At 42.3% G+C, this 18,922-nt stretch carries 23 protein-coding genes; 11 read left to right on the top strand and 12 right to left on the bottom strand.

The features are described 5' to 3' along the window. The first annotated feature begins 68 nt into the window (after positions 1 to 68). A complete protein-coding gene (locus tag IEV61_RS16550) occupies positions 69 to 761 on the top strand; it encodes a ferritin-like domain-containing protein (RefSeq protein ID WP_188418161.1) in 693 nt (230 codons plus the stop codon). Between the two features lie 27 nt (positions 762 to 788). Further along, complete coding sequence (locus tag IEV61_RS16545; RefSeq protein WP_188418160.1) at positions 789 to 1,706, top strand: ferritin-like domain-containing protein; 918 nt, start codon at positions 789 to 791, stop codon at positions 1,704 to 1,706. 72 nt (positions 1,707 to 1,778) lie between these two features. Here IEV61_RS16545 and IEV61_RS16540 read toward each other — a convergent pair whose 3' ends face one another. Then, positions 1,779 to 2,903 (bottom strand): CofH family radical SAM protein, encoded by a 1,125-nt coding sequence (locus IEV61_RS16540; RefSeq protein WP_188418159.1) that lies wholly within the window; start codon positions 2,901 to 2,903, stop codon positions 1,779 to 1,781. A 65-nt stretch (positions 2,904 to 2,968) separates the two neighbouring features. Next, positions 2,969 to 4,453: an ATP-binding cassette domain-containing protein gene (locus IEV61_RS16535; protein WP_188418158.1), complete on the bottom strand. Its 1,485-nt coding sequence runs from the start codon at positions 4,451 to 4,453 to the stop codon at positions 2,969 to 2,971. A gap of 102 nt (positions 4,454 to 4,555) precedes the next feature. Here IEV61_RS16535 and IEV61_RS16530 point away from each other — a divergent pair, with 102 nt between their 5' ends. The 5 genes from IEV61_RS16530 to IEV61_RS16510 all read left to right on the top strand — a co-directional run bounded on the left by IEV61_RS16530 (position 4,556) and on the right by IEV61_RS16510 (position 7,682). Continuing rightward, positions 4,556 to 5,041 (top strand): hypothetical protein, encoded by a 486-nt coding sequence (locus tag IEV61_RS16530; protein ID WP_188418157.1) that lies wholly within the window; start codon positions 4,556 to 4,558, stop codon positions 5,039 to 5,041. 97 nt (positions 5,042 to 5,138) lie between these two features. Then, entirely contained in the window at positions 5,139 to 6,305 is a 1,167-nt protein-coding gene (locus tag IEV61_RS16525) for an alpha/beta hydrolase (protein WP_229747182.1), read from the top strand. A 178-nt stretch (positions 6,306 to 6,483) separates the two neighbouring features. Further along, complete coding sequence (locus tag IEV61_RS16520; RefSeq protein ID WP_188418156.1) at positions 6,484 to 6,651, top strand: hypothetical protein; 168 nt, start codon at positions 6,484 to 6,486, stop codon at positions 6,649 to 6,651. Between the two features lie 61 nt (positions 6,652 to 6,712). Then, the gene (locus tag IEV61_RS16515) at positions 6,713 to 7,171 is read left to right on the top strand and encodes a PA2169 family four-helix-bundle protein (RefSeq protein ID WP_188418155.1); all 459 of its coding nucleotides are present in this window, start codon (positions 6,713 to 6,715) and stop codon (positions 7,169 to 7,171) included. Positions 7,172 to 7,364: 193 nt separating this feature from the next. After that, positions 7,365 to 7,682: a hypothetical protein gene (locus IEV61_RS16510; protein ID WP_188418154.1), complete on the top strand. Its 318-nt coding sequence runs from the start codon at positions 7,365 to 7,367 to the stop codon at positions 7,680 to 7,682. 189 nt (positions 7,683 to 7,871) lie between these two features. On the opposite strand, the gene IEV61_RS16505 is transcribed toward IEV61_RS16510, so the two are convergent. Continuing rightward, positions 7,872 to 8,075: a hypothetical protein gene (locus IEV61_RS16505; RefSeq protein ID WP_188418153.1), complete on the bottom strand. Its 204-nt coding sequence runs from the start codon at positions 8,073 to 8,075 to the stop codon at positions 7,872 to 7,874. Positions 8,076 to 8,195: 120 nt separating this feature from the next. Continuing rightward, complete coding sequence (locus tag IEV61_RS16500) at positions 8,196 to 8,462, bottom strand: hypothetical protein (RefSeq protein WP_188418152.1); 267 nt, start codon at positions 8,460 to 8,462, stop codon at positions 8,196 to 8,198. 195 nt (positions 8,463 to 8,657) lie between these two features. Here IEV61_RS16500 and IEV61_RS16495 point away from each other — a divergent pair, with 195 nt between their 5' ends. Together IEV61_RS16495 and IEV61_RS16490 are read left to right on the top strand one after the other, a co-directional pair. Continuing rightward, complete coding sequence (locus IEV61_RS16495; protein ID WP_188418151.1) at positions 8,658 to 9,227, top strand: RNA polymerase sigma factor; 570 nt, start codon at positions 8,658 to 8,660, stop codon at positions 9,225 to 9,227. A 133-nt stretch (positions 9,228 to 9,360) separates the two neighbouring features. Next, the gene (locus IEV61_RS16490) at positions 9,361 to 10,464 is read left to right on the top strand and encodes a trypsin-like peptidase domain-containing protein (protein WP_188418150.1); all 1,104 of its coding nucleotides are present in this window, start codon (positions 9,361 to 9,363) and stop codon (positions 10,462 to 10,464) included. Between the two features lie 110 nt (positions 10,465 to 10,574). Here IEV61_RS16490 and IEV61_RS16485 read toward each other — a convergent pair whose 3' ends face one another. Genes IEV61_RS16485 through pdxH form a run of 3 tightly spaced genes read right to left on the bottom strand, consistent with a single transcriptional unit; the run spans position 10,575 to position 12,931 of the window. Further along, positions 10,575 to 11,759: an NADH-quinone oxidoreductase subunit D gene (locus tag IEV61_RS16485; protein ID WP_188418149.1), complete on the bottom strand. Its 1,185-nt coding sequence runs from the start codon at positions 11,757 to 11,759 to the stop codon at positions 10,575 to 10,577. 30 nt (positions 11,760 to 11,789) lie between these two features. Continuing rightward, positions 11,790 to 12,287 carry an NADH-quinone oxidoreductase subunit C gene (locus tag IEV61_RS16480; RefSeq protein WP_188418148.1) on the bottom strand — a complete coding sequence of 166 codons (498 nt, stop codon included), beginning with the start codon at positions 12,285 to 12,287 and terminating at the stop codon, positions 11,790 to 11,792. Next, positions 12,284 to 12,931, bottom strand: coding sequence for a pyridoxamine 5'-phosphate oxidase (pdxH, locus tag IEV61_RS16475; RefSeq protein WP_188418147.1), 648 nt, complete (start codon positions 12,929 to 12,931; stop codon positions 12,284 to 12,286). The genes IEV61_RS16480 and pdxH overlap by 4 nt, the downstream gene beginning before the upstream one ends. 98 nt (positions 12,932 to 13,029) lie before the next feature. Between pdxH and IEV61_RS16470 the strand changes: the two genes are divergently transcribed. Next, positions 13,030 to 13,593 carry a YqgE/AlgH family protein gene (locus IEV61_RS16470; protein WP_188418146.1) on the top strand — a complete coding sequence of 188 codons (564 nt, stop codon included), beginning with the start codon at positions 13,030 to 13,032 and terminating at the stop codon, positions 13,591 to 13,593. A gap of 184 nt (positions 13,594 to 13,777) precedes the next feature. Here IEV61_RS16470 and purE read toward each other — a convergent pair whose 3' ends face one another. The 5 genes from purE to IEV61_RS16445 all read right to left on the bottom strand — a co-directional run bounded on the left by purE (position 13,778) and on the right by IEV61_RS16445 (position 17,670). After that, positions 13,778 to 14,317 (bottom strand): 5-(carboxyamino)imidazole ribonucleotide mutase, encoded by a 540-nt coding sequence (purE, locus tag IEV61_RS16465; RefSeq protein ID WP_229747181.1) that lies wholly within the window; start codon positions 14,315 to 14,317, stop codon positions 13,778 to 13,780. 55 nt (positions 14,318 to 14,372) lie between these two features. After that, positions 14,373 to 15,512, bottom strand: a complete 1,140-nt coding sequence (locus tag IEV61_RS16460) for a 5-(carboxyamino)imidazole ribonucleotide synthase (protein WP_188418144.1) — start codon at positions 15,510 to 15,512, stop codon at positions 14,373 to 14,375. Positions 15,513 to 15,689: 177 nt separating this feature from the next. Continuing rightward, a complete protein-coding gene (locus tag IEV61_RS16455; RefSeq protein ID WP_188418143.1) occupies positions 15,690 to 16,457 on the bottom strand; it encodes a DUF4932 domain-containing protein in 768 nt (255 codons plus the stop codon). 141 nt (positions 16,458 to 16,598) lie between these two features. Beyond that, entirely contained in the window at positions 16,599 to 17,066 is a 468-nt protein-coding gene (locus IEV61_RS16450; RefSeq protein ID WP_229747180.1) for an NADH-quinone oxidoreductase subunit B, read from the bottom strand. Next, a complete protein-coding gene (locus IEV61_RS16445; RefSeq protein WP_188418141.1) occupies positions 17,059 to 17,670 on the bottom strand; it encodes an NADH-quinone oxidoreductase subunit A in 612 nt (203 codons plus the stop codon). The genes IEV61_RS16450 and IEV61_RS16445 overlap by 8 nt, the downstream gene beginning before the upstream one ends. Here IEV61_RS16445 and IEV61_RS16440 point away from each other — a divergent pair. Continuing rightward, positions 17,669 to 18,883: a BaiN/RdsA family NAD(P)/FAD-dependent oxidoreductase gene (locus tag IEV61_RS16440; protein ID WP_188418140.1), complete on the top strand. Its 1,215-nt coding sequence runs from the start codon at positions 17,669 to 17,671 to the stop codon at positions 18,881 to 18,883. The two genes, IEV61_RS16445 and IEV61_RS16440, sit on opposite strands and share 2 nt — an antisense overlap. Positions 18,884 to 18,922: the final 39 nt, after the last annotated feature.

Raw genomic sequence — 18,922 nt, 5'->3', positions numbered from 1 at the left:
GTAAAAACCGCAAAACTAATTGTCACGTATGTTGTAGTATAACTAATCTAATAATTAACGTATTACTTATGAAAACAACAACACAAGAAACCCTTGTTGAAAAGGGCATGGCCAGGCGGTCGTTCCTTAAATTTGCCGGAGCTGGTGCCGTTGCAGCAGGAGTATTAGCTACTGCAGCATCTTGCCAAAAGCATGGTGGCGTAGTTAGCGACCCTCAGGTGATAGATTTAGGTACAGGCGATGTAGCTGTATTAAATTATGCTTACGCTTTAGAGCAGTTAGAAGCTGCATTTTATACTCAGGTAATCGCCACTCCTTACACTGGTATTACTACCGAAGAAAGAGCATTGCTTACCGAGATCAGAGATCACGAAATTATTCACCGTGAATTTTTCAAAACAGCTTTAGCCGGTAATGCTATCCCTGCTTTAACTCCCAACTTTTCTTCTATCACCTTTACCGATAAAGCTTCGGTTTTAGGTACTGCAAAAGCTTTTGAAGATCTGGGCGTATCTGCATACAATGGTGCCGGTTATTTAATTCAAACCACTGCTTACCTGGAATTAGCTGGTAAAATCGTTTCTGTAGAAGCACGTCACGCAGCTTTGATTCGTAACCTGTTAGGTCAAAACCTAGCCGATGATAGCATTTTAGACCCTAGCAACGGTTTAGAGAGATCTAAAACCCCAGCCGAAGTTTTAGCTATCGCTAACAAATACGTATCAGGTAAACCTTTAGCTGCTCCGGCGTTAGGTGCTTAATTTATCATCTTATAAAAAACACAGAAAATGGATTTATTAAATTTAATCAACGATATACAAACAGCTGATCCGGAATTTGCCGACAGAATTAGTCCGCGCCGTGCAGCTATCAAGAATATTACCAGCTTTGGTTCAAAAGTAGCGGTTGCAGCTTTACCATTTGCTTTTAGTACATTATTCAAAAAAGCTTACGGCCAAACTGCAACGCCATCTGTAAATGATGTGTTGAACTTTGCCTTAACTGCCGAGTTAACCGAGGCTTCTTTTTACAATACTGCATTCGCAAGAGCTGGCTTAATTAACTCTGCTGACGCTGCTGCTATCGGTCTTATCCGTACAGATGAAAATAACCACGTTGCTTTCATACGCAGCGTATTAGGTGCTAACGAATCGGCGGCCAACAAAGCCCGTAGTACCGCAGCTATTACTGCAGGTAACTTTAACACCTGGTTCGATTTTTCGGGTGGTGCTAAAGGTACTGTACCGGGTGCAGGTCCGTTTGTAGATGTATTTGCAAGCTACCCTATCTTCCTGGCAGTAGCCCAGGCATTTGAAGATACCGGCGTAAGAGCTTACAAAGGTCAGGCTGGTTTCTTAAAAGGTAACAAAACCGTGTTAACCGCTGCGTTAAGCATTCACTCGGTAGAAGCACGTCACGCTTCTTACCTGCGTCGTTTACGTTTATTACGTGCACCATCAACTGTTCCTGCTGATTTCAGACCATGGGTAACAGGCGATACCACCACTGCAAGCGGTATTACCGTTACAACTGCTGCAACTGCTGCAACTAACCCAATTTACGCTGGCGAAGCTAACGTAACCCAGGCAAACGTTAACTTAACTTCAATTGCTGGCCAAAAAGCTGCAACAGAAGCTTTTGACGAGCCTTTAACAAGTGCTGATGTTGTAAACAACATTTTAAGCAACTTCTTAAAAACTTCGTAATAAGCAATTGCTTTCCAACAAAAAAGCAGCACTTTTTTAAGTGCTGCTTTTTTTTATGCTGTATTTTTAAGATTAATAATTAATTACTTGCTCTTCCAATTGTTCGGGCAAATCTCTCCATTCGTAACGCTGATTACGTAACTGAGGCTCAAACCCTGCTTCGGCAATAGAATTTTGAATGCCTTTTGCAGTAAACCTGTGTGGCGCTCCGGCTGCCGATACCACGTTTTCTTCGATCATAATTGAGCCAAAATCATTAGCGCCGGCGTGCAGGCAAAGTTGTGCAACCTGTTTACCCACGGTTAACCACGAGGCTTGTATGTTTTTAACATTAGGCAACATAATACGGCTCAATGCAATCATGCGGATATATTCGTCGCCGGTTATGTTGTTAGTGATGCCGCGCACTTTACGCAATAAAGTGCCATCATCCTGAAATGGCCATGGGATGAAAGCTGTAAAACCGTAATGTCCTTCTGGTTTTTCTGATTGTACTTCACGTATCCAAACCAAGTGCTCAAAACGCTCCTCAATGGTTTCCACGTGGCCAAACATCATGGTGGCCGAAGTAGGTAGGTTAATTTTGTGTGCTGCACGCATTACATCCAGCCATTCTTTACCGCCACATTTACCTTTGGAAATTAAGCGGCGAACACGGTCGTTCAAAATTTCGGCGCCTGCGCCGGGGAGCGAATCCAAACCTGCAGCTTTCATGGCGGTAAGCACATCAATGTGGCTCATGCCTTCCAGCTTGCTTACGTGCGCAATTTCGGGCGGACCTAAAGAGTGCAGTTTAAGCGTAGGATATAATTCTTTAAGCTGTTTAAAAAGATCGGTATAAAAAGATAAGCCTAAATCGGGGTGGTGGCCGCCTTGCAATAAAAGCTGGTCGCCGCCCAAGCGGAAGGTTTCTTCTATCTTTTGCTTGTAAGTTTCAATATCTGTAATGTAACTGTCCTCATGGCCCGGACGGCGAAAAAAGTTGCAAAACTTGCAGTTGGCAATACAAACGTTAGTGGTGTTCACATTGCGGTCTATTTGCCAGGTAACCTTGCCATGCGGAACCTGAATTTTACGCAGCTCATTAGCTACATACATTAATTCAGGCGTGGTAGCATTATGGTAAAGGAAAACGCCTTCCTCCAAGCTCAAAAAATCGAACTGAAGTGCGCGCTGAAGCAGATCGGCAGTATTCATATACAAAGATAAACGCTACACCCGAGAAAGCCAATTCCTGCTATGCTTTACAGGGAATATGATAGTCATCTGATAGTAGCGCTTGTGGCTGTCACACTACCTTTTTCTAACCTCAATACCTTATCTATACAAGCGGGCATTTCACTGGCATAATGCGTTACGTAGATCAGGGTTAAATTGGTAGCTGCAGCTATACTGTCGATCAAAGCATTGAAGTGCTGGCGTTGTAATTTGTCCAAGCCCTGGCAGGGTTCATCCAAAATAAGCAGAGGTGGGTTTTTGACTAGCGCCCGGGCCAGCAGGCAGAGCCGCTGGGTGCTGGCCGGCATGGCTTTAAGCGGTTTGCGGGCATAGGTATCTATGTGCAGGGTCTTCATCCATTCCAGAGCCTTGGCTGCACGGGCAGTATTGCTTGGCCTAAATAAGCCTTGTGTGTCGTAATAACCCGATTCAATAACTTGTAAGCCCGACTGATCGGTAGGGAAGTACTGGTACAACTCGGGTGAAACGAAACCTATTTTGCTTTTAATATCCCAAATGCTTTCGCCTGTTCCGCGCTTTTTATCGAACAATACAATATCATTGGCATAAGCTTGCGGATTATCACCGTTGATCAAACTTAACAAGGTTGATTTACCGGCACCGTTATGCCCAAACAGCGCCCAATGGTCGCCCGGTTTAATCAGCCAGTTAATTTGATTCAAAATGGTAAGCTCATCGTATTTCACCGTAACATCTGCCATTTTTACGATGTCGTTGTAAGTAGATGATTTAACACCACTTGTTAATTGCGCTATCTGTTGCCTGTCTATTGGGGGTAAATGCGTTTCGGTTTCGGGCCGGTACTCGGCAACAGGCATGGTTTCAACAATGGTCCCATCTTTCATAATAGCTACATGCGTAATGGGTGCCGGTATTTCGTGCCCGCTACCCGACATCATGATAGTAGCTCCTGCTGCAATGATCTCTGCTAAAATATCACCGAAGCGCTGTTGCGTATCATAGTCCAGTCCTGAAAGCGGATCGTCGAGCAGTAGCAGCCTGGGCTGGTGCAGTAAAGCCGATGCAATGCGCAACCTTTTGGTTTCGCCGTTAGAAAGCTTGATAATTTCTTTATCCAATAAATGTTGAAGCTGTAGCAGGCTAACTACTTTTTCTACCGTCCAGTTGTTGTTATCATGCTCGTGTATAATGCTGTTTTGCAGGTATTGTATAACGGTCAATGCCTGGTCTGAATCCGACGAGTTATAGCGCTGCTGATAATACAGGTTGCTGGTATTGGTAATATCCTTAAAATGATGTTTGGAGGTCACCAGGCTAACCGGGTTCCATAAAACCGATGGCTGCTGGTTGGTCTTATACGCTGTTTCTATATTGCCCGAAAATGGCCTCAACCTACCGGCAATGGTATTTAATAAAACTGTTTTGCCTGCGCCTGCGGCACCTGTAATTAACCAATGCTCTCCGTTTTGCACGGTAAGATTAATATTATTCAGCAAGGTTTGCTGCTGACTTTTTACACAAATATTTTCAAGTTTTAAAACGGGCATAGCATTCAAACGCGGTAAAAGTGTAGCGCGCTGCAATATTAAAGTTATATAGGCAACGAACAAAACACCCGCTTCAAACCTTTAACCTTAAATTAAGGATGTATGAAAGCAGTGAACGCGCTATTAGGAGGACTGGCCGGTGCATGTGCCATTACCGTTTTACACCAGATCATAAAAAGTAAAGATAACGAGGCTCCCCGCATGGATTTGCTGGGCATGGAATCGTTAACTAAAGCGCTTAACAAGGTAGGTATAAAGCCACCTGCCGATGATAAATTATACTACATTACCATGGCGGGCGATATATTGAGCAATACCTTTTACTACAGCCTAACCGGTATAGGAAAAAAGAAAACCTGGCTCAAAGGGCCGGGTTTGGGCCTGGCTGCAGGTATTGGCGCTGTATTATTACCCAAGCCAATGGGCTTAAACCCAAAGCATAGTAACTATACAAGGCAAACGCAGTTACTGTCGGTATTATATTATTTAGCCGGTGGTGTTGTGTCGGCTGCGGTGACCAAATTGCTGGAGCCTAAATCAAAATCTGCTTATGCAGGTAAGCTTAAAAAGAAATTAGCCCTTAAATAGCTGCTCAAAGTGCTTTCATAAACATATAACGAATAATATCAACAAATAGTAAGCGCTGGGGTTAAGTAGGTGATATTAAATAATACGAACTACACCTATGAAAACATCGCTTCAATTTATTAAAGCTCCTGTAAAAAGCTGCCTGGCCATGCTGGCACTTGCATCGGTAGTTGCTGCCTGTAATGGCCCCTCTAAAAGTACCGATACGGCTACAGACAGTACTACTACTATTACAAAAACCATTGACACTGTAAAGGGCGGTACACCAGACAGTGTTAAACCTAAAGGACCAAAACCGGTTTGGGCGCCTGATATTAATCCGCAAATGCAGGCTGTACTTGAAAAACTGGCCAGCTATCACGATAAGCCAATTCCTCAGCTAACTGCTGCCGAAGCGCGTCAAAATCACACCGCTACTGATGCCGTGATGGATGTAATGAAGGATTACAAGATTCCAATGCCAGTGATGAAGGTTGATACCATGGGTAAAGATATCCCGGTTACCGGAGGCAACATACATCTGCGTGTTTACACTCCGCAGGGCGCTACCGGTGCTTTACCTGTAATTGTTTATTACCATGGCGGCGGTTTTGTAATTGCCAATATTGATGTGTATGACGCCTCGGCTAAAACCCTGGCCGACCAGGTTGGCGCCGTAGTGGTATCGGTAGCTTACCGCTTAGCGCCCGAGCACAAATTTCCAACTGCACACAACGATTCTTTCGAAGCTTACCAATGGGTAGTTAAAAACGCGGCTTCCATGAACGGCGACCCTAAAATGATTGCCGTAGTGGGCGAAAGTGCAGGGGGTAACCTGGCTACTAACGTGGCCATTATGGCACGCGATAAAAAAGTGCAGGCACCGGTACAGGTAGTTAGCGTTTACCCTATTGCCAGTGCAAATATGTTCAGCACATCATACAATAAATACATCGAAGCTAAGCCTTTAGATAAAGCCATGATGATGTGGTTTACAGATAAATACACCAACAACGCTGCCGAGGCTAAAGACCCGCGCCTTAACCTAGTTGCTGCCAACTTAAAAGGGCTACCGCCATTTACCATTATTAATGCCGAACTTGACCCGCTATTGAGCGACGGCGAAGCCCTGGCCGGTAAGCTAAAAGCTGCCGGGGTTAGTGTAGACCGTAAGGTGTATAATGGTGTAACCCACGAGTTTTTTGGAATGGGAGCATTAGTGCCACAGGCTAAAGAAGCCGAAGGGTATGCAGTAAGCCAGTTGAAAAGCGCTTTTGGTAAGTAAGGCCATGTTATTGCGAGGAGCGAAGCCGATGCAGCAACCGTAAGGAAGCCAATAGTTTTGCGTTTGCCACATTGCTCTTAATGATAAGAATTTAGGACCAACTTTTTAGAAAACCTGCAAAACAATTTTTGCAGGTTTTCTCTTTATAAAGCATCTATACATTTAAAACATCTACCTCATGAAAAAATTAAGTTTATTAACACTCACCGTTCTGGTTATGACCCTGAGCAGTTGCGATCTTATTGCCGGTATATTTAAGGCTGGTGCCGTTACTGCCATTATAGGCGTAGTTATTGTAATAGGATTAATATTATGGATCCTTTCATTGTTCAGAGGCAGATCATAGTTATAGAAATATAACTTTACTGTAAACTCTTCAAGTTACACTTATCTATAAAAACAATATCATGAACAATTCTGAAAAATCAGTAGAAGTATTAAACGATCTGATCAAGATTCATAACGATCGTATACAAGGTTATGAGCGCGCAACCGTTGAGGTTGAAGATGCCGACCTGAAACAATTATTTACAAGCTTTATAGGAGATAGCCATAAATTTAAACTGGCTTTAGCAACCGAGGTGCAAACTTTTCATAAAGACATTGAGAACACCACCTCAAGCAGCGGCGATATTCACCGTACCTGGTTAAACGTGAAAGCTTTTTTTAGCGGCCATACTCCTAAAAGCGTTTTAGAAGAATGTGAGTTTGGCGAAGATGCCACCCAAAAAGCCTATAAATCGGCTATTGAGGATGAGGGCGTACCGGCTTACATTAAAGATATACTTACCGAGCAGGAAGTAACTTTAAAAGCAGCACACGACAAGGTGAAAGCCCTGCGCGATGCCGAAAGACAAGAGTCATAGTTGAGCATGTAAGTTGAATTTCTCATGATTTAGCTTACTGTATCAATAATCTGAAACTTAAAAAGCATGCTGGTTACCCCGGCATGCTTTTTAGTTATCTATAAATTGGGTGCAAACTAAGGCTATTTTGTATATTGGCAAAAAAATACAATAGCAGCTTTTAGCTGTTTAAATATCATCAACAAGTATATTAATGAAAAAAGTAATTTTAATGATTTTGCTGGGTGCCGGTGTTTCGGTAATGACGGCCTGCAATAGCGGAAGTGCCAGTAAAGATGGTGTTGACTCGGTAAGGGAGGTTACAAATTATGATGTATCTAACAAAGATACTTCTAAAACCATGACCACTACCGGTGGAGCCACGCTGCTTGATTATTCGGGTTCGGGCGGTGTTAAAACGCCTAAAGGTAAACCAACAGCCCGTACGAATATGGATGCGCCAATCATAGCGGCCACGCCTACACCTGTAGCCGTCGCCGATACTGCGAAAAAAGATACCACTAAAAAGTAAAGTTAAGACAGTTTATTTTTTAGCAAGCATTTACTAAATAAGCAGCCATTGCTGCAAAGGGCGAGCGATCGTTTCCATTTAGGCAGGTATTGCCTAGTACTTAGTAATTATGTTTTATGAAATATTTACCCAATAAAAAAGCCTTCCAGAAAATATCCGGAAGGCTTTTTTATTTGCTTGAAGCAGATATTACATTTTTTTAGTAGTATCAACAGCAACTGTAGTATCAGCAGTAGCTGGAGCCATAGTAGTATCCATTTTAGCAGCAGTATCAACAGCTACAGTAGTGTCAGCAGCTGAATCAGCAGTTGAACCAGAACCAGAACCTTTACAAGCTACCATAGATACAGAGATTGCTAAAGCAAAAAAGCCAATTTTAAATGCGTTTTTCATGTTAATTTCTTTTAATAAGTGATTAATAGTTTTCTTATTAATACCGGTAACCTCAAAAGGTAACCCGCTATTTTGAATTATTTTTAAAAAAAGTTTTAACCGCTGTTAACGGTTTGATAATTAGTCGTTTTTAGTTACCGATTTTTTAACAACGGTGGTTTTTTTAACGGTCTTGGTAATGGTGTCGCCAGCTTTGGCAGCGGTATCGCCCAGCATGGTGGTGTCGGCAGTTTTAGCAGTATCAACAGTAATGGTACTATCGGCACTGGTTTGAACCGAGGTAGAATCGGTTGCGTTAGCATCAGATCCTTTTGGAGCAGGGTCGCAGGCTACCAGCATGCTTGAAGCAGCAGCTAAAATGAGGGCAGATTTTAATAAGTTTTTCATAATGTTTTGTTTTTAGAAGTTGTCGGCTTTTATTTATTATTTTGTTGTATCAGTTTTCGCAGTATCAACCGTTGTTGATAGGGTATCTGCGTTTTTATATTAATGCCCCCAACAGAAAAAAGTAACCCAACTTAAATTTGAATTTAATTTTTTTAGAAACAATGGGTTACAATTTCGTATAAATAGTATTAAATAGTGAGTAAAGTGTTAAATAGTTCAGCACCAACAGATAGCGAGGTTGTTTTTGGCATACTAAACAATTCGGAAAACATCCTTAAAAGGGTGTACGTGGCCTATTTCCCGATGGTGTTACAACTCATCATCAATAATAATGGCACAGCCGATGATGCTAAGGATATTTACCAGGAGGCTATCATTGTTCTTTATAATAAGGTTAAAGGTGGAAACTTTGAGCTAAGCAGTAAACTGAAAACGTTTATTTACGCGGTTTGCCGTAAGCTTTGGTTAAAGAGATTGAGCCAGATGAGCCGCTACGGTGGCGATATCAAAGACTTTCAGGATCATGTGCCCATGGAAGATGAAAGTGACCTGCATACCGAACGAGATTTGCAGTTTACGAAAATGGAAGGAGCATTGCAGCTTTTAGGCGAGCCTTGCAAAACCATAATTGAAGACTTTTATATCCACAACCACTCCATGCAGGATATATGCGAGCGGTTTGGATATACTAATGCTGATAATGCTAAAACTCAAAAATACAAGTGCCTGCAAAGGTTGAAAAAATTGTTTTTTCAGCAAGTATAAGAGACTGTTTAAAAATATTAGTTAATGACAATTGTCATGCTGAGCCTGTCGAAGCATTTGCCGCTTGGTGAGGTCTTCGACAAGCTCAGACTGACAAGGGTTAACAATAAGAACAGCGTTTAAAAGTACAACGATGAGTGAGTTACAACTAACAGAATTAATTGAGCGTTACCTTAACGGCGAGTTGAGCAGCGAGGAGCGGGAACGCTTTGAAGCCCTGCGCCGCGAAAACGCGACGATTGATAACCGCATTACCGATCATGCACATTTTACCGGGCTAATTAAGCAATACGGTGAGCGCGTAGAGTTGGAAAAGCGCCTGAACGCCATACACCAGGAAATTGATGTTCATGCCTTAACCGAGGAGTTAACCGTGCACCCAGGCTGGGTGGTAAAGCTGTGGCGTAACCATCATTCTAAAATATCGGTTGCCGCCTCTATTGCCATATTTGCAGTTTTGGCAACCCTGTATGTTAGCGGTTACTTCAATAAAACCAGCAGCAACGTTATTGCTTTAAGACGCGAGGTAGACAGCTACCGCCGCACTACCGAAAACCTTAACCGCTCTACCAATGCCCTGCTGCACGATATTAAATCGGGCAAACGAATATTGGCACCAAGCAAGTTTGGGGGTTCGGGCTTTGCGTTAACATCTAACGGTTACATTGCCACCAACTATCATGTAATTAAAGGCTCTGACTCATTATACGTTCAAAATGCCTCGGGCGACTCTTATCGTGCTAAAGTAGTTTATACCGAACCTGCTTATGATATTGCCATATTAAAGATAGACGATGTTTCATTTGCCGGTTTGCCTAACATTCCTTACAATTTCCGCAAAGGTGCAAGCAGCGTAGGAGAGGATGTATACACTGCGGGTTTCCCAAGTGATTCCATTGTATACGGCAGGGGGTATTTAAGCTCTGCTAACGGTTACAACGGCGATACGGTTGCTTACCAGGTTTCATTGCCGGTTAACCCGGGTAACAGCGGTGGTCCGTTGTTAGATACCAAAGGCAACTTGATTGGTATGATCAGCAGTAAGCAAACACAAACCGAAGGTGCTGCCTTTGCCGTAAAATCGAGATACCTTTTTAAAGTTGCCCAACAGCTCACCAAAGATTCGACAAATAGTAAAATTAGCCTGAACAGCAAAAACACTTTAATGAGCCTGAGCAAAGCCCAGCAGTTTGAAAAAGTGAAGAATTATGTATTTTTAGTAAAGGTTTATAATTAATTATCAATTTGTATGAAACTAAAAAGCCTCTGATATATGGTATCAGAGGCTTTTTAGTTTTAAGGATTTTTTAATTTTTACCTTTTCAAGTAAATTGTCATATACAAATGTTACCTGTCCACCTCGCCCAATACGAAATCTATTGAACCAATAATAGCTATTAAATCGGCTATCATTACGCCTTTAGATATTTCGGAGATCACAGATAAGTTATTGAAACTTGGTCCTCGTGCCTTAACCCGGTAGGGTACTTCCGATTTGCCGTCGGTGACAAAGTAGAAGCCTAATTCGCCTTTAGCACCCTCTCCACGCATATAATAATCCTGTGCCTTAGGTATAATTTTACGGGGCAGTTTGGCTCGCGGGTCAAAATCAGGGGTACGTTTTAGGTCGGATTGCAGGCGGTCTAAGCATTGCTCAATTATTTTTAGTGATTGCTCGATCTCGTCGACCCGCACCTTATAGCGGTCCCAACAATCGCCTTTAGTACCCATTAAACCCGTTCCGGCCGGGATATCGAAATCAATTTCAGGGTATACCGAATAATTATCTACCCGTCGCAAATCCCACTTTAAGCCTGATCCGCGTAACATCGGCCCAGTGCAACCGTAGTTAATGGCTACATCTAAGGGCAATACGCCTACATTTGCCGTACGGCTAATAAAGATTTGGTTGTCGGTAAGGAGGTTATTTAGCTCCACCATTTTAGGTTTAAAATAGTCCACAAACTCGCGGCAACGCTCTTCAAATCCTACAGGTAAATCAAAAAATAAGCCGCCAACCCAAATGTAATTATAAAGCATACGCGAGCCAGAAGCCCACTCTAAAAGGCCCATAATGTGTTCTCTGTCGCGAAAACACCATAAGAAAGGAGTGAAGGCGCCAATATCAATACCATAAGTACCAATGGCAATCAAATGTGAGCCAATGCGGTTTAACTCGCATACCAGTACCCTAATATACTCAATGCGTTTGGGGATTTCTTTATCAATGCCCAGCATCCGTTCTACGCCCATTACCCAAATGTGGCTATTGTTCATAGATGCCAGGTAATCGAGCCTGTCAGTGAAAGGTATGGTTTGCTGGTAGGTAAGCGATTCGGCATGTTTTTCGAAACAACGGTGCAGGTAACCAATGTGCGGAATCACTTCCTTGATGATCTCACCGTCAGTGATCAGTTCCAGCCGCAATACGCCATGCGTCGACGGATGCTGCGGACCCATGTTCAGCACCATATCCTGCGTTGCGGCAGCGGCTATCTTTTCATGATATTTTTGTAACGCGTTGTTAGTCATTATAACACTCCCCACTTGGAGATTAAAGCCCTAATCTATTTTTATTCCTTTATAATACTCGGCAGTAACGTAATCTTTTCTCAATGGAAATCCCTCCCAATCATCAGGCAATAATATTCTTCGAAGATCGGGGTGGTTTTCAAAAAATACGCCTACCAGGTCGTAAGCTTCGCGCTCATGCCATTCGGCCGTGCGGTAGACTGATGATATGCTTGGAAAAGACGGCAAATCGTCAAAGAAGCGGTCTTGTGTTTTGCTTATCTTAAGCGTAAGCTGCGTTTGATAGGGGATAGACGTTAAATGATATACTACACCAAACTTACTTGCATCAGTACCATAGTCTACCCCCGAAAGGCAGGCTAAAAAATCGAAGTAAGTGGCCGGATTATTGCGTAGTTCGAGGCAAACATCGGCAATGCGTTCGGGCGCTATCAATAGTGCTGGCTGCATACCGCCTGTTTCTTCGCCTATTACTACATCGTTACCCAGGCGTTCGATGATCAATTGTTTAACGTCTTCAAAAATCATGGTGCCAGTCTAACAATTTTCCAGGTATTCTTATCAGCTTTCTTATACAAGATACGGTCGTGCAAACGGCTCGATCTGCCCTGCCAAAACTCGATCAATTCTGGCTTCAAAATATATCCACCCCAATAAGCCGGTTTAGGTATCTCCTTGCCTTCGTACTCGGCTTCCAGTTGCGTCCATTTGGTTTCCAACACTTCACGACCGTCAATTTCCTGGCTTTGTGGCGAAACAATGGCACCTATCTGGCTACCAACAGGGCGCGAATGGAAATAATGTTCTGAGCGCTCTTTACTCAATTTTTCGATGGTGCCTTCAATACGTATTTGGCGTTCTAAAGGTCCCCAAAAAAACACCATGGCTGCATGTGGATTTTTAGCAATCTCTTTACCCTTACGGCTTAAGTAGTTAGTGTAAAAAACGAACCCGTTTTGGTCGAAACCCTTGAGCAGAACAATACGGGCCGATGGTCTGCCGTTATGTGTTGACGTGGCCAGGGTCATGGCGTTTGGCTCGTGTATATCGGCTTTAACGGCGTCGTTAAACCATGTATCGAACAATTTTATAGGGTTTGGGCTAACAGCCGATTCGAGCAGTGTACTAACCCTGTAATCTTGCCGGAGGTTTTGTATGTCTTTTTGATCCATTATTGCAAACTTACTAATTGAGATTATCTTTTAGCGGGCAAATGGTTAAAATGAACATATTTCGACAGTTCACGTTATGTTAATAAAATAATTAACGCATGCTAAGTTCAATTACTCCGGCTTCGGGCCGTTTACTTATATCTGAACCTTTTATGATGGACCCTAATTTTAAGAGGTCGGTCATTTTATTGGCTGAACATTCGGAAGAAGGTACACTTGGATATGTACTTAATCACCTGAGTGAATATAATTTAAGCGATATTTTACCTGATATCTCTTATTCAGAAATGCCGGTATACATTGGCGGACCGGTAGCTAACAATACCCTGCACTTTATACACCGTTGCCCCGATAAAATTGAAGGTGGCGTAGAAATATGGGACGGTATATATTGGGGAGGTAGTTTTGAAAAAGTTAAAGAATTGATTTCTGCCTATCAGATCAATGAAGATGAAATTAAATTTTTTGCAGGATATTCCGGCTGGACACCAGGACAATTGGATAATGAAATTGCGGAAGATACATGGATAGTGGCTAACAAATTTAATCCGGAGATATTATTTATGCACGATGAGCAAAATCTTTGGCGCGAAGTAGTGATTAGCCTTGGTCAACGTTATGCGCACATCGCTAATTTCCCCGAAAATCCTGCATTGAATTAAATTGCAGGTGATTGAGATGAAAGTCAAATACAAAAAGCCGTTGTCTAATTAGACAATGGCTTTTTGTATGTATATTTAAGTTTGGGAAACATTCATCAAGTCAAGAATTTCCCCTTAACCCTTAACCCTTAACCCTTAACCCTTAACCCTTAACCCTTAACCCTTAACCCTTAACTCTTAACCCTTACTCGTATTTTGAGGGGTGGCCTTTTGCTTTCATGTCCGAAGCAGAGTCTATAACCTTTTTGGCTAAGTCGTTTTTGTAGTCAATTAATGCTTGTGTGAGTTGCTCGTCGGCTGTAGAAAGTATTTGAGCTGCCAGTAAACCGGCATTTTTAGCAGCATTTAATGCCACCGTAGCCACCGGAATGCCATTAGGCATTTGTAAGATGGATAGAACCGAATCCCAGCCGTCAATAGAATTGCTTGATTTTACAGGCACGCCAATAACGGGCAAATGCGTAAGCGATGCTACCATACCTGGCAAGTGCGCCGCACCACCGGCACCAGCAATAACAACTTTTAAACCGCGGCCGGCAGCCGTTTTTGCATAATCGAATAACCGGTCGGGTGTGCGGTGTGCCGATACTACGGTAATTTCATAGTCAACACCTAATTGGGTAAGTATATCTGCAGCATCCTGCATAATGGGCAAATCAGATGTACTGCCCATGATGATGCCTACTTTTATAGATTGGTTCATGATTTGTGGTTGATGGTTCATAGTAAATAAAAAGTTCTACAACTGCTATGAACTACCAGCCATGAACCATTAATTATTAGCTAATTACTTTAAGCGTTTCCTGAACGTAACGTGCAGTTTCAATAGCTTTTTCGCGGTCAGTATTTACGATGGTTACGTGCCCCATTTTGCGGAAAGGTTTTGTTAAAGCTTTGCCATATAGGTGAATATATACACCCGCACATTTCATAACCTTCTCAATGCCTTGGTAAATGGCCGGTCCTTCGTAACCCTGTTCGCCCAAAACATTGATCATAATAGCATTGCTCAGGCTATCGGTATTGCCCAACGGCTGATCGAAAATAGCGCGTAAGTGCTGCTCAAATTGCGATACCACATTACCTTCAATAGTTTGATGGCCGCTGTTATGCGGACGTGGCGCCAGCTCGTTAACCAGTATTTTGCCTTGTTTATCTAAAAACATCTCTACCGCCAGCAAGCCTACAATCTTCAAGCTTTCTGCAATTTTTTTAGCAATGTCAGCCGCTTCCTGCTGCACGGCAAAGGGCAGGGTAGATGGTGATATTAAAAACTCTACCAAGTTAGCTTCCGGATTAAACTCCATCTCCACCATAGGGAAGGTTTCGATGTCGCCATTTTCGTTGCGGGCTACAATAACCGCAATCTCCTTTTCAAAATCTATCCAACGCTCAATGAGGCTGGGCTCGGTAAAGGCTTTTTCGAGGTACGATTCATCAACAACCTTGTAAACTCCTTTGCCATCATATCCATCGCGTCGTAACTTTTGAATGTATGGAAAAGGAATTGTGCTGTCTTTAAGCTGTTCGGGAGAAGAAATGACCTGAAACTCGGCTGTTGGAATATCGTTTTCTTTAAAAAACTGCTTTTGTAATCCTTTATCCTGTATCAGTCTGATCACGCGCGGCTGCGGATATACCAGTACACCTTCTTTTTCAAGTTGCTCTAAGGCATCAACATTTACTTTTTCTATTTCAATGGTAAGCAGGTCAACTTTTTTGCCAAAGTTATATACGGTTTCATAATCGTTAAGTGAGCCCACTATAAACTCATCGCATAATTTACGACAAGGCGCCTCGCGGTCGGGATCTAAGATTTTAACCGTTACGTTATAATTTACAGCTTGTTGAATAAGCATGCGGCCTAACTGTCCGCCGCCTAAAATTCCCAGCCTTAAATCGCCATAAAATGCTTTCATAATTCGATTTGCAATTTTAACCCAAATCTTTCAAAAACCCTACACCAAATTTAAGCAATTGAATCCATCTGCTATATGGGCGAATATCAGTTTATTGAACCTTTCTCTTCAAAACAGGTAACACAAAAAAGCCCGGCTCAAGTAAATGAGCCGGGCTTTAAAAATATTATTTAGTAATTAATCGTTGTAATTGCTGCCTTTTACAGGTTGAACGGTAGCAGAGTACAACATTGCTTTACTGGCAGATTCTGAAAATATTAAACACTCGCGGAAACCATGGCTGCTAATGGCCAATGAGCTTGAGTAACCTTTCATCAATGGCGATAAAATTACTTTATAGCTTTGAAAAGGCTCTGTATAAGTTTTGCCCATACTTGCCCAGGCAGAATTCATATCTAATTGCACGCTTTGGTTTTGTATAATTTGAGTATAAACGTCAGAGTGCTCTTTGTAAAACTTACGGAACTTCGATTTTACAGCGAAGTCATGTATTAATGGCGCATAACGTCTAAAATCTACACGGTTTAAATCAATGCGATAATCCGTTTTTAGTGCCAGTTGGTTACGCTCATTAAATGTAAAAGCATAAAGGCCGTTACGGAAGTGATTGAAACTTTTTGCATCATTTAATAGATCTGCATTAAGCAACTTAACTGCCTTGTGGTTTTTAAAACCGGCAAAGCTATTCATTACTTCTTTGTAATATGGAGTTTCCTTATTTAAGATTGAATTGTCGGCCTGACCAACATCTGTTAAAGCAAATAAAATGTAACCTAATTCGTCTGTTTCCGGAATTTGTGCAGTAACTTGGTTTGTGTTCGCCTTAATGTGCTTTGACGTGTAACGTCCGGCAACATCATTATAGCTTTTACAACCGCTGCTTAAAATTGTTACGGCTCCCAGCAACACACAGCAAATCAATGGAGCATTGTAATTAATTTTCATATTCGTTTTTTTGTTCTTTTACGCTATTGGATAACAAATAGTTACATTAAATATTAAATAGTTTACAAATCTATATAATATTTGGTTTGTTTTTGTTGTAACTTATAATGTTAATTTTAAATTAACATTACAGAACGCGTTTTAGACTTTTATTAACGTTTCGCCCTCGATTTTTTTCTTAAGTTCGATGATAGCTCCGATTAAAGCTTCAGGTCGTGGGGGGCAGCCTTGAACATACACATCAACCGGTATAATTCGGTCAACCCCTTTTACCACGTGGTAGCCGTGTTGCCAGTAAGGGCCGCCGCAGTTAGAGCAAGACCCCATAGATATAACATAACGTGGCTCGGGCATTTGCTCGTACAACCGTTTAATGCGTTCGGCCATTTTAAAGGTTACCGTGCCGGCAATTATGATCACATCGGCCTGGCGGGCAGATGGACGTGGAAATACGCCCAGCCTGTCAACATCATAAGTAGAAGCATACATGCCCATCATTTCTATAGCACAGCAGGCAATGCCAAAACTTAAAGGCCATATAGACGATAAGCGCGCCCAGTTCATCAAATCGTTCAATTTGGTAACTACTATGCCACCTTCTTCATTCATTCCCTGGTTCATTTGATGCTTTCTTAAATGATGGTTTAAACATAGGTTTATTTACAACAACGGGCTTCGGCGGTACTTCATGGTGAGGTGTTGCTGTACTTTGCTCGGTAATTAATATTTTTTTAAATGCTGCTTGTTTAATATTTAACTCTTCATATAATGATAATGGAATAGGGGAGTTAGTGGTAGGAATAACGGGTTTGGCTTTGATCCAGTCCAGATCGCCTTTGCGCCAAACATAAACCAGGCCTAAGATGAGTATGCCGGCAAATGTGAACATTTCTATCAGTGTAAATAAGCCCCACCGGTTATCTGCAGCAATAAGGCTGGCGTTAGCGTATACCGTTGCCCATGGAAATATAAAAACCATTTCCACATCAAATAATAAGAATATTAAGGCAATAACATAAAAGCGGGTATTAAAGGGTATCCATGCGGTGCCTGTTGGCTCTTCGCCGCACTCGTAGGAGGCCAGTTTTTCGGGGTTGGGCTTGTTAGGTGAAAGTAACTTGCTTAAAAACAAGGTCATACCTACTAAAACAAAGCCTGTTATCAAAAAGATAAATATCTTGCCAAATTCCGATATTTGCGAAACTTCGTTCATGTGTGCAAATTTAACAAATCTATCAAACTTTGATGCCATAATAATTGGCGCTGGTGCCTGCGGTTTAATGTGTGCCGTGCAAGCCGGTTTTTTAGGAAAGCGCACTTTGGTGCTCGAAAAAAATAACCGTGCCGGTGCTAAAATTTTAATAAGTGGTGGCGGCAGGTGCAACTATACCAATCTGCATACCACGGCGCAGCAGTTCATTTCTGAAAATGAACATTTCTGTAAATCGGCCCTGGGGCAGTGGACGGTAGATGATACCATCAGTTTTTTTGAAACCTATGGTATTACCGGGCAGGAAAAAACGCTGGGCCAGCTTTTTCCAACCACCAACAAGGCTAAAGATATTGCAGAGGTATTCACCAACTTATGTGCCGATTTAGAACAGCAAATATGGCTGGAAACTGATGTAAAATCAATACAGCAGCATCAGTATGGTTTTGCAGTTACTTTTGAGCGGCAGGGCAAGGTAAATACACTTCATGCCCCTAAAGTGGTAATAGCCACCGGCGGCTTACCGGTAAATAAATTAGGTGCTACCGATTTTGGTTTGCGTGTAGCCCGGCAATTTGGGTTAAATGTTATTAAGCCCATGCCGGCGCTGGTGCCGTTGACTATTACCGGTAAAGACCAAGCATGGTACGAGCAGCTTTCTGGAAATAGTATTTTTTGCAGGGTATGGAACGATAGGATCAGCTTTGAAGAAAATATTTTATTTACTCATTGGGGTTTAAGCGGCCCGGCCGTTTTGCAGTTATCGTCTTACTGGCAGGCCGGCGAAGAGTTTTATATGGATATGTTGCCGAACCAAAATATTGCAAGACTAATTTTGAGTGAGCGGCAGGCAAACCCTAAAAAAGCCTTACTTAACTTATTGGCCGGTTTATATACCCGTAAGTTTGCCGATGCTTTGAGTAGCCAGTTACCGGTGCAAAAAAATCTGGCATCGTTAAGTAAGGCAGATCTGGAACTTATAGAACAAACAATCCATCACTTTAAAGTGAAGCCAGCAGGCGATAAAGGTTACGATAAGGCCGAGGTTATGCGCGGTGGTGTACACACTGCCGAGCTATCGTCAAAAACATTGGAAGCCAAAAAAGTGCCCGGCTTATATTTTGGCGGCGAGTGCGTTGACGTGACCGGCTGGCTGGGAGGATACAATTTTCAATGGGCCTGGGCTGCCGGTTTTGTAATAGCGCAAAACTTGTAGTATAATTTATAAGTTGCTCAGTACTTAAGGTAAGTATAT

Source organism: Mucilaginibacter galii (assembly GCF_014635825.1).
GTDB classification, from domain to species: Bacteria; Bacteroidota; Bacteroidia; order Sphingobacteriales; family Sphingobacteriaceae; genus Mucilaginibacter; species Mucilaginibacter galii.
The sequence above is the reverse complement of the archived record's forward strand: the minus strand, read 5'-3'. Positions and strand labels throughout refer to the sequence as shown.

Bases quoted from the DNA above. Each gene is read 5' to 3' on its own strand.
- IEV61_RS16550 (WP_188418161.1), top strand. From the start codon at position 69: ATGAAAACAACAACACAAGAAACCCTTGTTGAAAAGGGCATGGCCAGG.
- IEV61_RS16545 (WP_188418160.1), top strand. From the start codon at position 789: ATGGATTTATTAAATTTAATCAACGATATACAAACAGCTGATCCGGAA.
- IEV61_RS16540 (WP_188418159.1), bottom strand. From the start codon at position 2,903: ATGAATACTGCCGATCTGCTTCAGCGCGCACTTCAGTTCGATTTTTTG.
- IEV61_RS16535 (WP_188418158.1), bottom strand. From the start codon at position 4,453: ATGCCCGTTTTAAAACTTGAAAATATTTGTGTAAAAAGTCAGCAGCAA.
- IEV61_RS16530 (WP_188418157.1), top strand. From the start codon at position 4,556: ATGAAAGCAGTGAACGCGCTATTAGGAGGACTGGCCGGTGCATGTGCC.
- IEV61_RS16525 (WP_229747182.1), top strand. From the start codon at position 5,139: ATGAAAACATCGCTTCAATTTATTAAAGCTCCTGTAAAAAGCTGCCTG.
- IEV61_RS16520 (WP_188418156.1), top strand. From the start codon at position 6,484: ATGAAAAAATTAAGTTTATTAACACTCACCGTTCTGGTTATGACCCTG.
- IEV61_RS16515 (WP_188418155.1), top strand. From the start codon at position 6,713: ATGAACAATTCTGAAAAATCAGTAGAAGTATTAAACGATCTGATCAAG.
- IEV61_RS16510 (WP_188418154.1), top strand. From the start codon at position 7,365: ATGAAAAAAGTAATTTTAATGATTTTGCTGGGTGCCGGTGTTTCGGTA.
- IEV61_RS16505 (WP_188418153.1), bottom strand. From the start codon at position 8,075: ATGAAAAACGCATTTAAAATTGGCTTTTTTGCTTTAGCAATCTCTGTA.
- IEV61_RS16500 (WP_188418152.1), bottom strand. From the start codon at position 8,462: ATGAAAAACTTATTAAAATCTGCCCTCATTTTAGCTGCTGCTTCAAGC.
- IEV61_RS16490 (WP_188418150.1), top strand. From the start codon at position 9,361: ATGAGTGAGTTACAACTAACAGAATTAATTGAGCGTTACCTTAACGGC.
- IEV61_RS16485 (WP_188418149.1), bottom strand. From the start codon at position 11,759: ATGACTAACAACGCGTTACAAAAATATCATGAAAAGATAGCCGCTGCC.
- IEV61_RS16480 (WP_188418148.1), bottom strand. From the start codon at position 12,287: ATGATTTTTGAAGACGTTAAACAATTGATCATCGAACGCCTGGGTAAC.
- pdxH (WP_188418147.1), bottom strand. From the start codon at position 12,931: ATGGATCAAAAAGACATACAAAACCTCCGGCAAGATTACAGGGTTAGT.
- IEV61_RS16470 (WP_188418146.1), top strand. From the start codon at position 13,030: ATGCTAAGTTCAATTACTCCGGCTTCGGGCCGTTTACTTATATCTGAA.
- purE (WP_229747181.1), bottom strand. From the start codon at position 14,317: ATGAACCATCAACCACAAATCATGAACCAATCTATAAAAGTAGGCATC.
- IEV61_RS16460 (WP_188418144.1), bottom strand. From the start codon at position 15,512: ATGAAAGCATTTTATGGCGATTTAAGGCTGGGAATTTTAGGCGGCGGA.
- IEV61_RS16455 (WP_188418143.1), bottom strand. From the start codon at position 16,457: ATGAAAATTAATTACAATGCTCCATTGATTTGCTGTGTGTTGCTGGGA.
- IEV61_RS16450 (WP_229747180.1), bottom strand. From the start codon at position 17,066: ATGAATGAAGAAGGTGGCATAGTAGTTACCAAATTGAACGATTTGATG.
- IEV61_RS16440 (WP_188418140.1), top strand. From the start codon at position 17,669: ATGTGTGCAAATTTAACAAATCTATCAAACTTTGATGCCATAATAATT.
- IEV61_RS16445 (WP_188418141.1), bottom strand. From the start codon at position 17,670: ATGAACGAAGTTTCGCAAATATCGGAATTTGGCAAGATATTTATCTTT.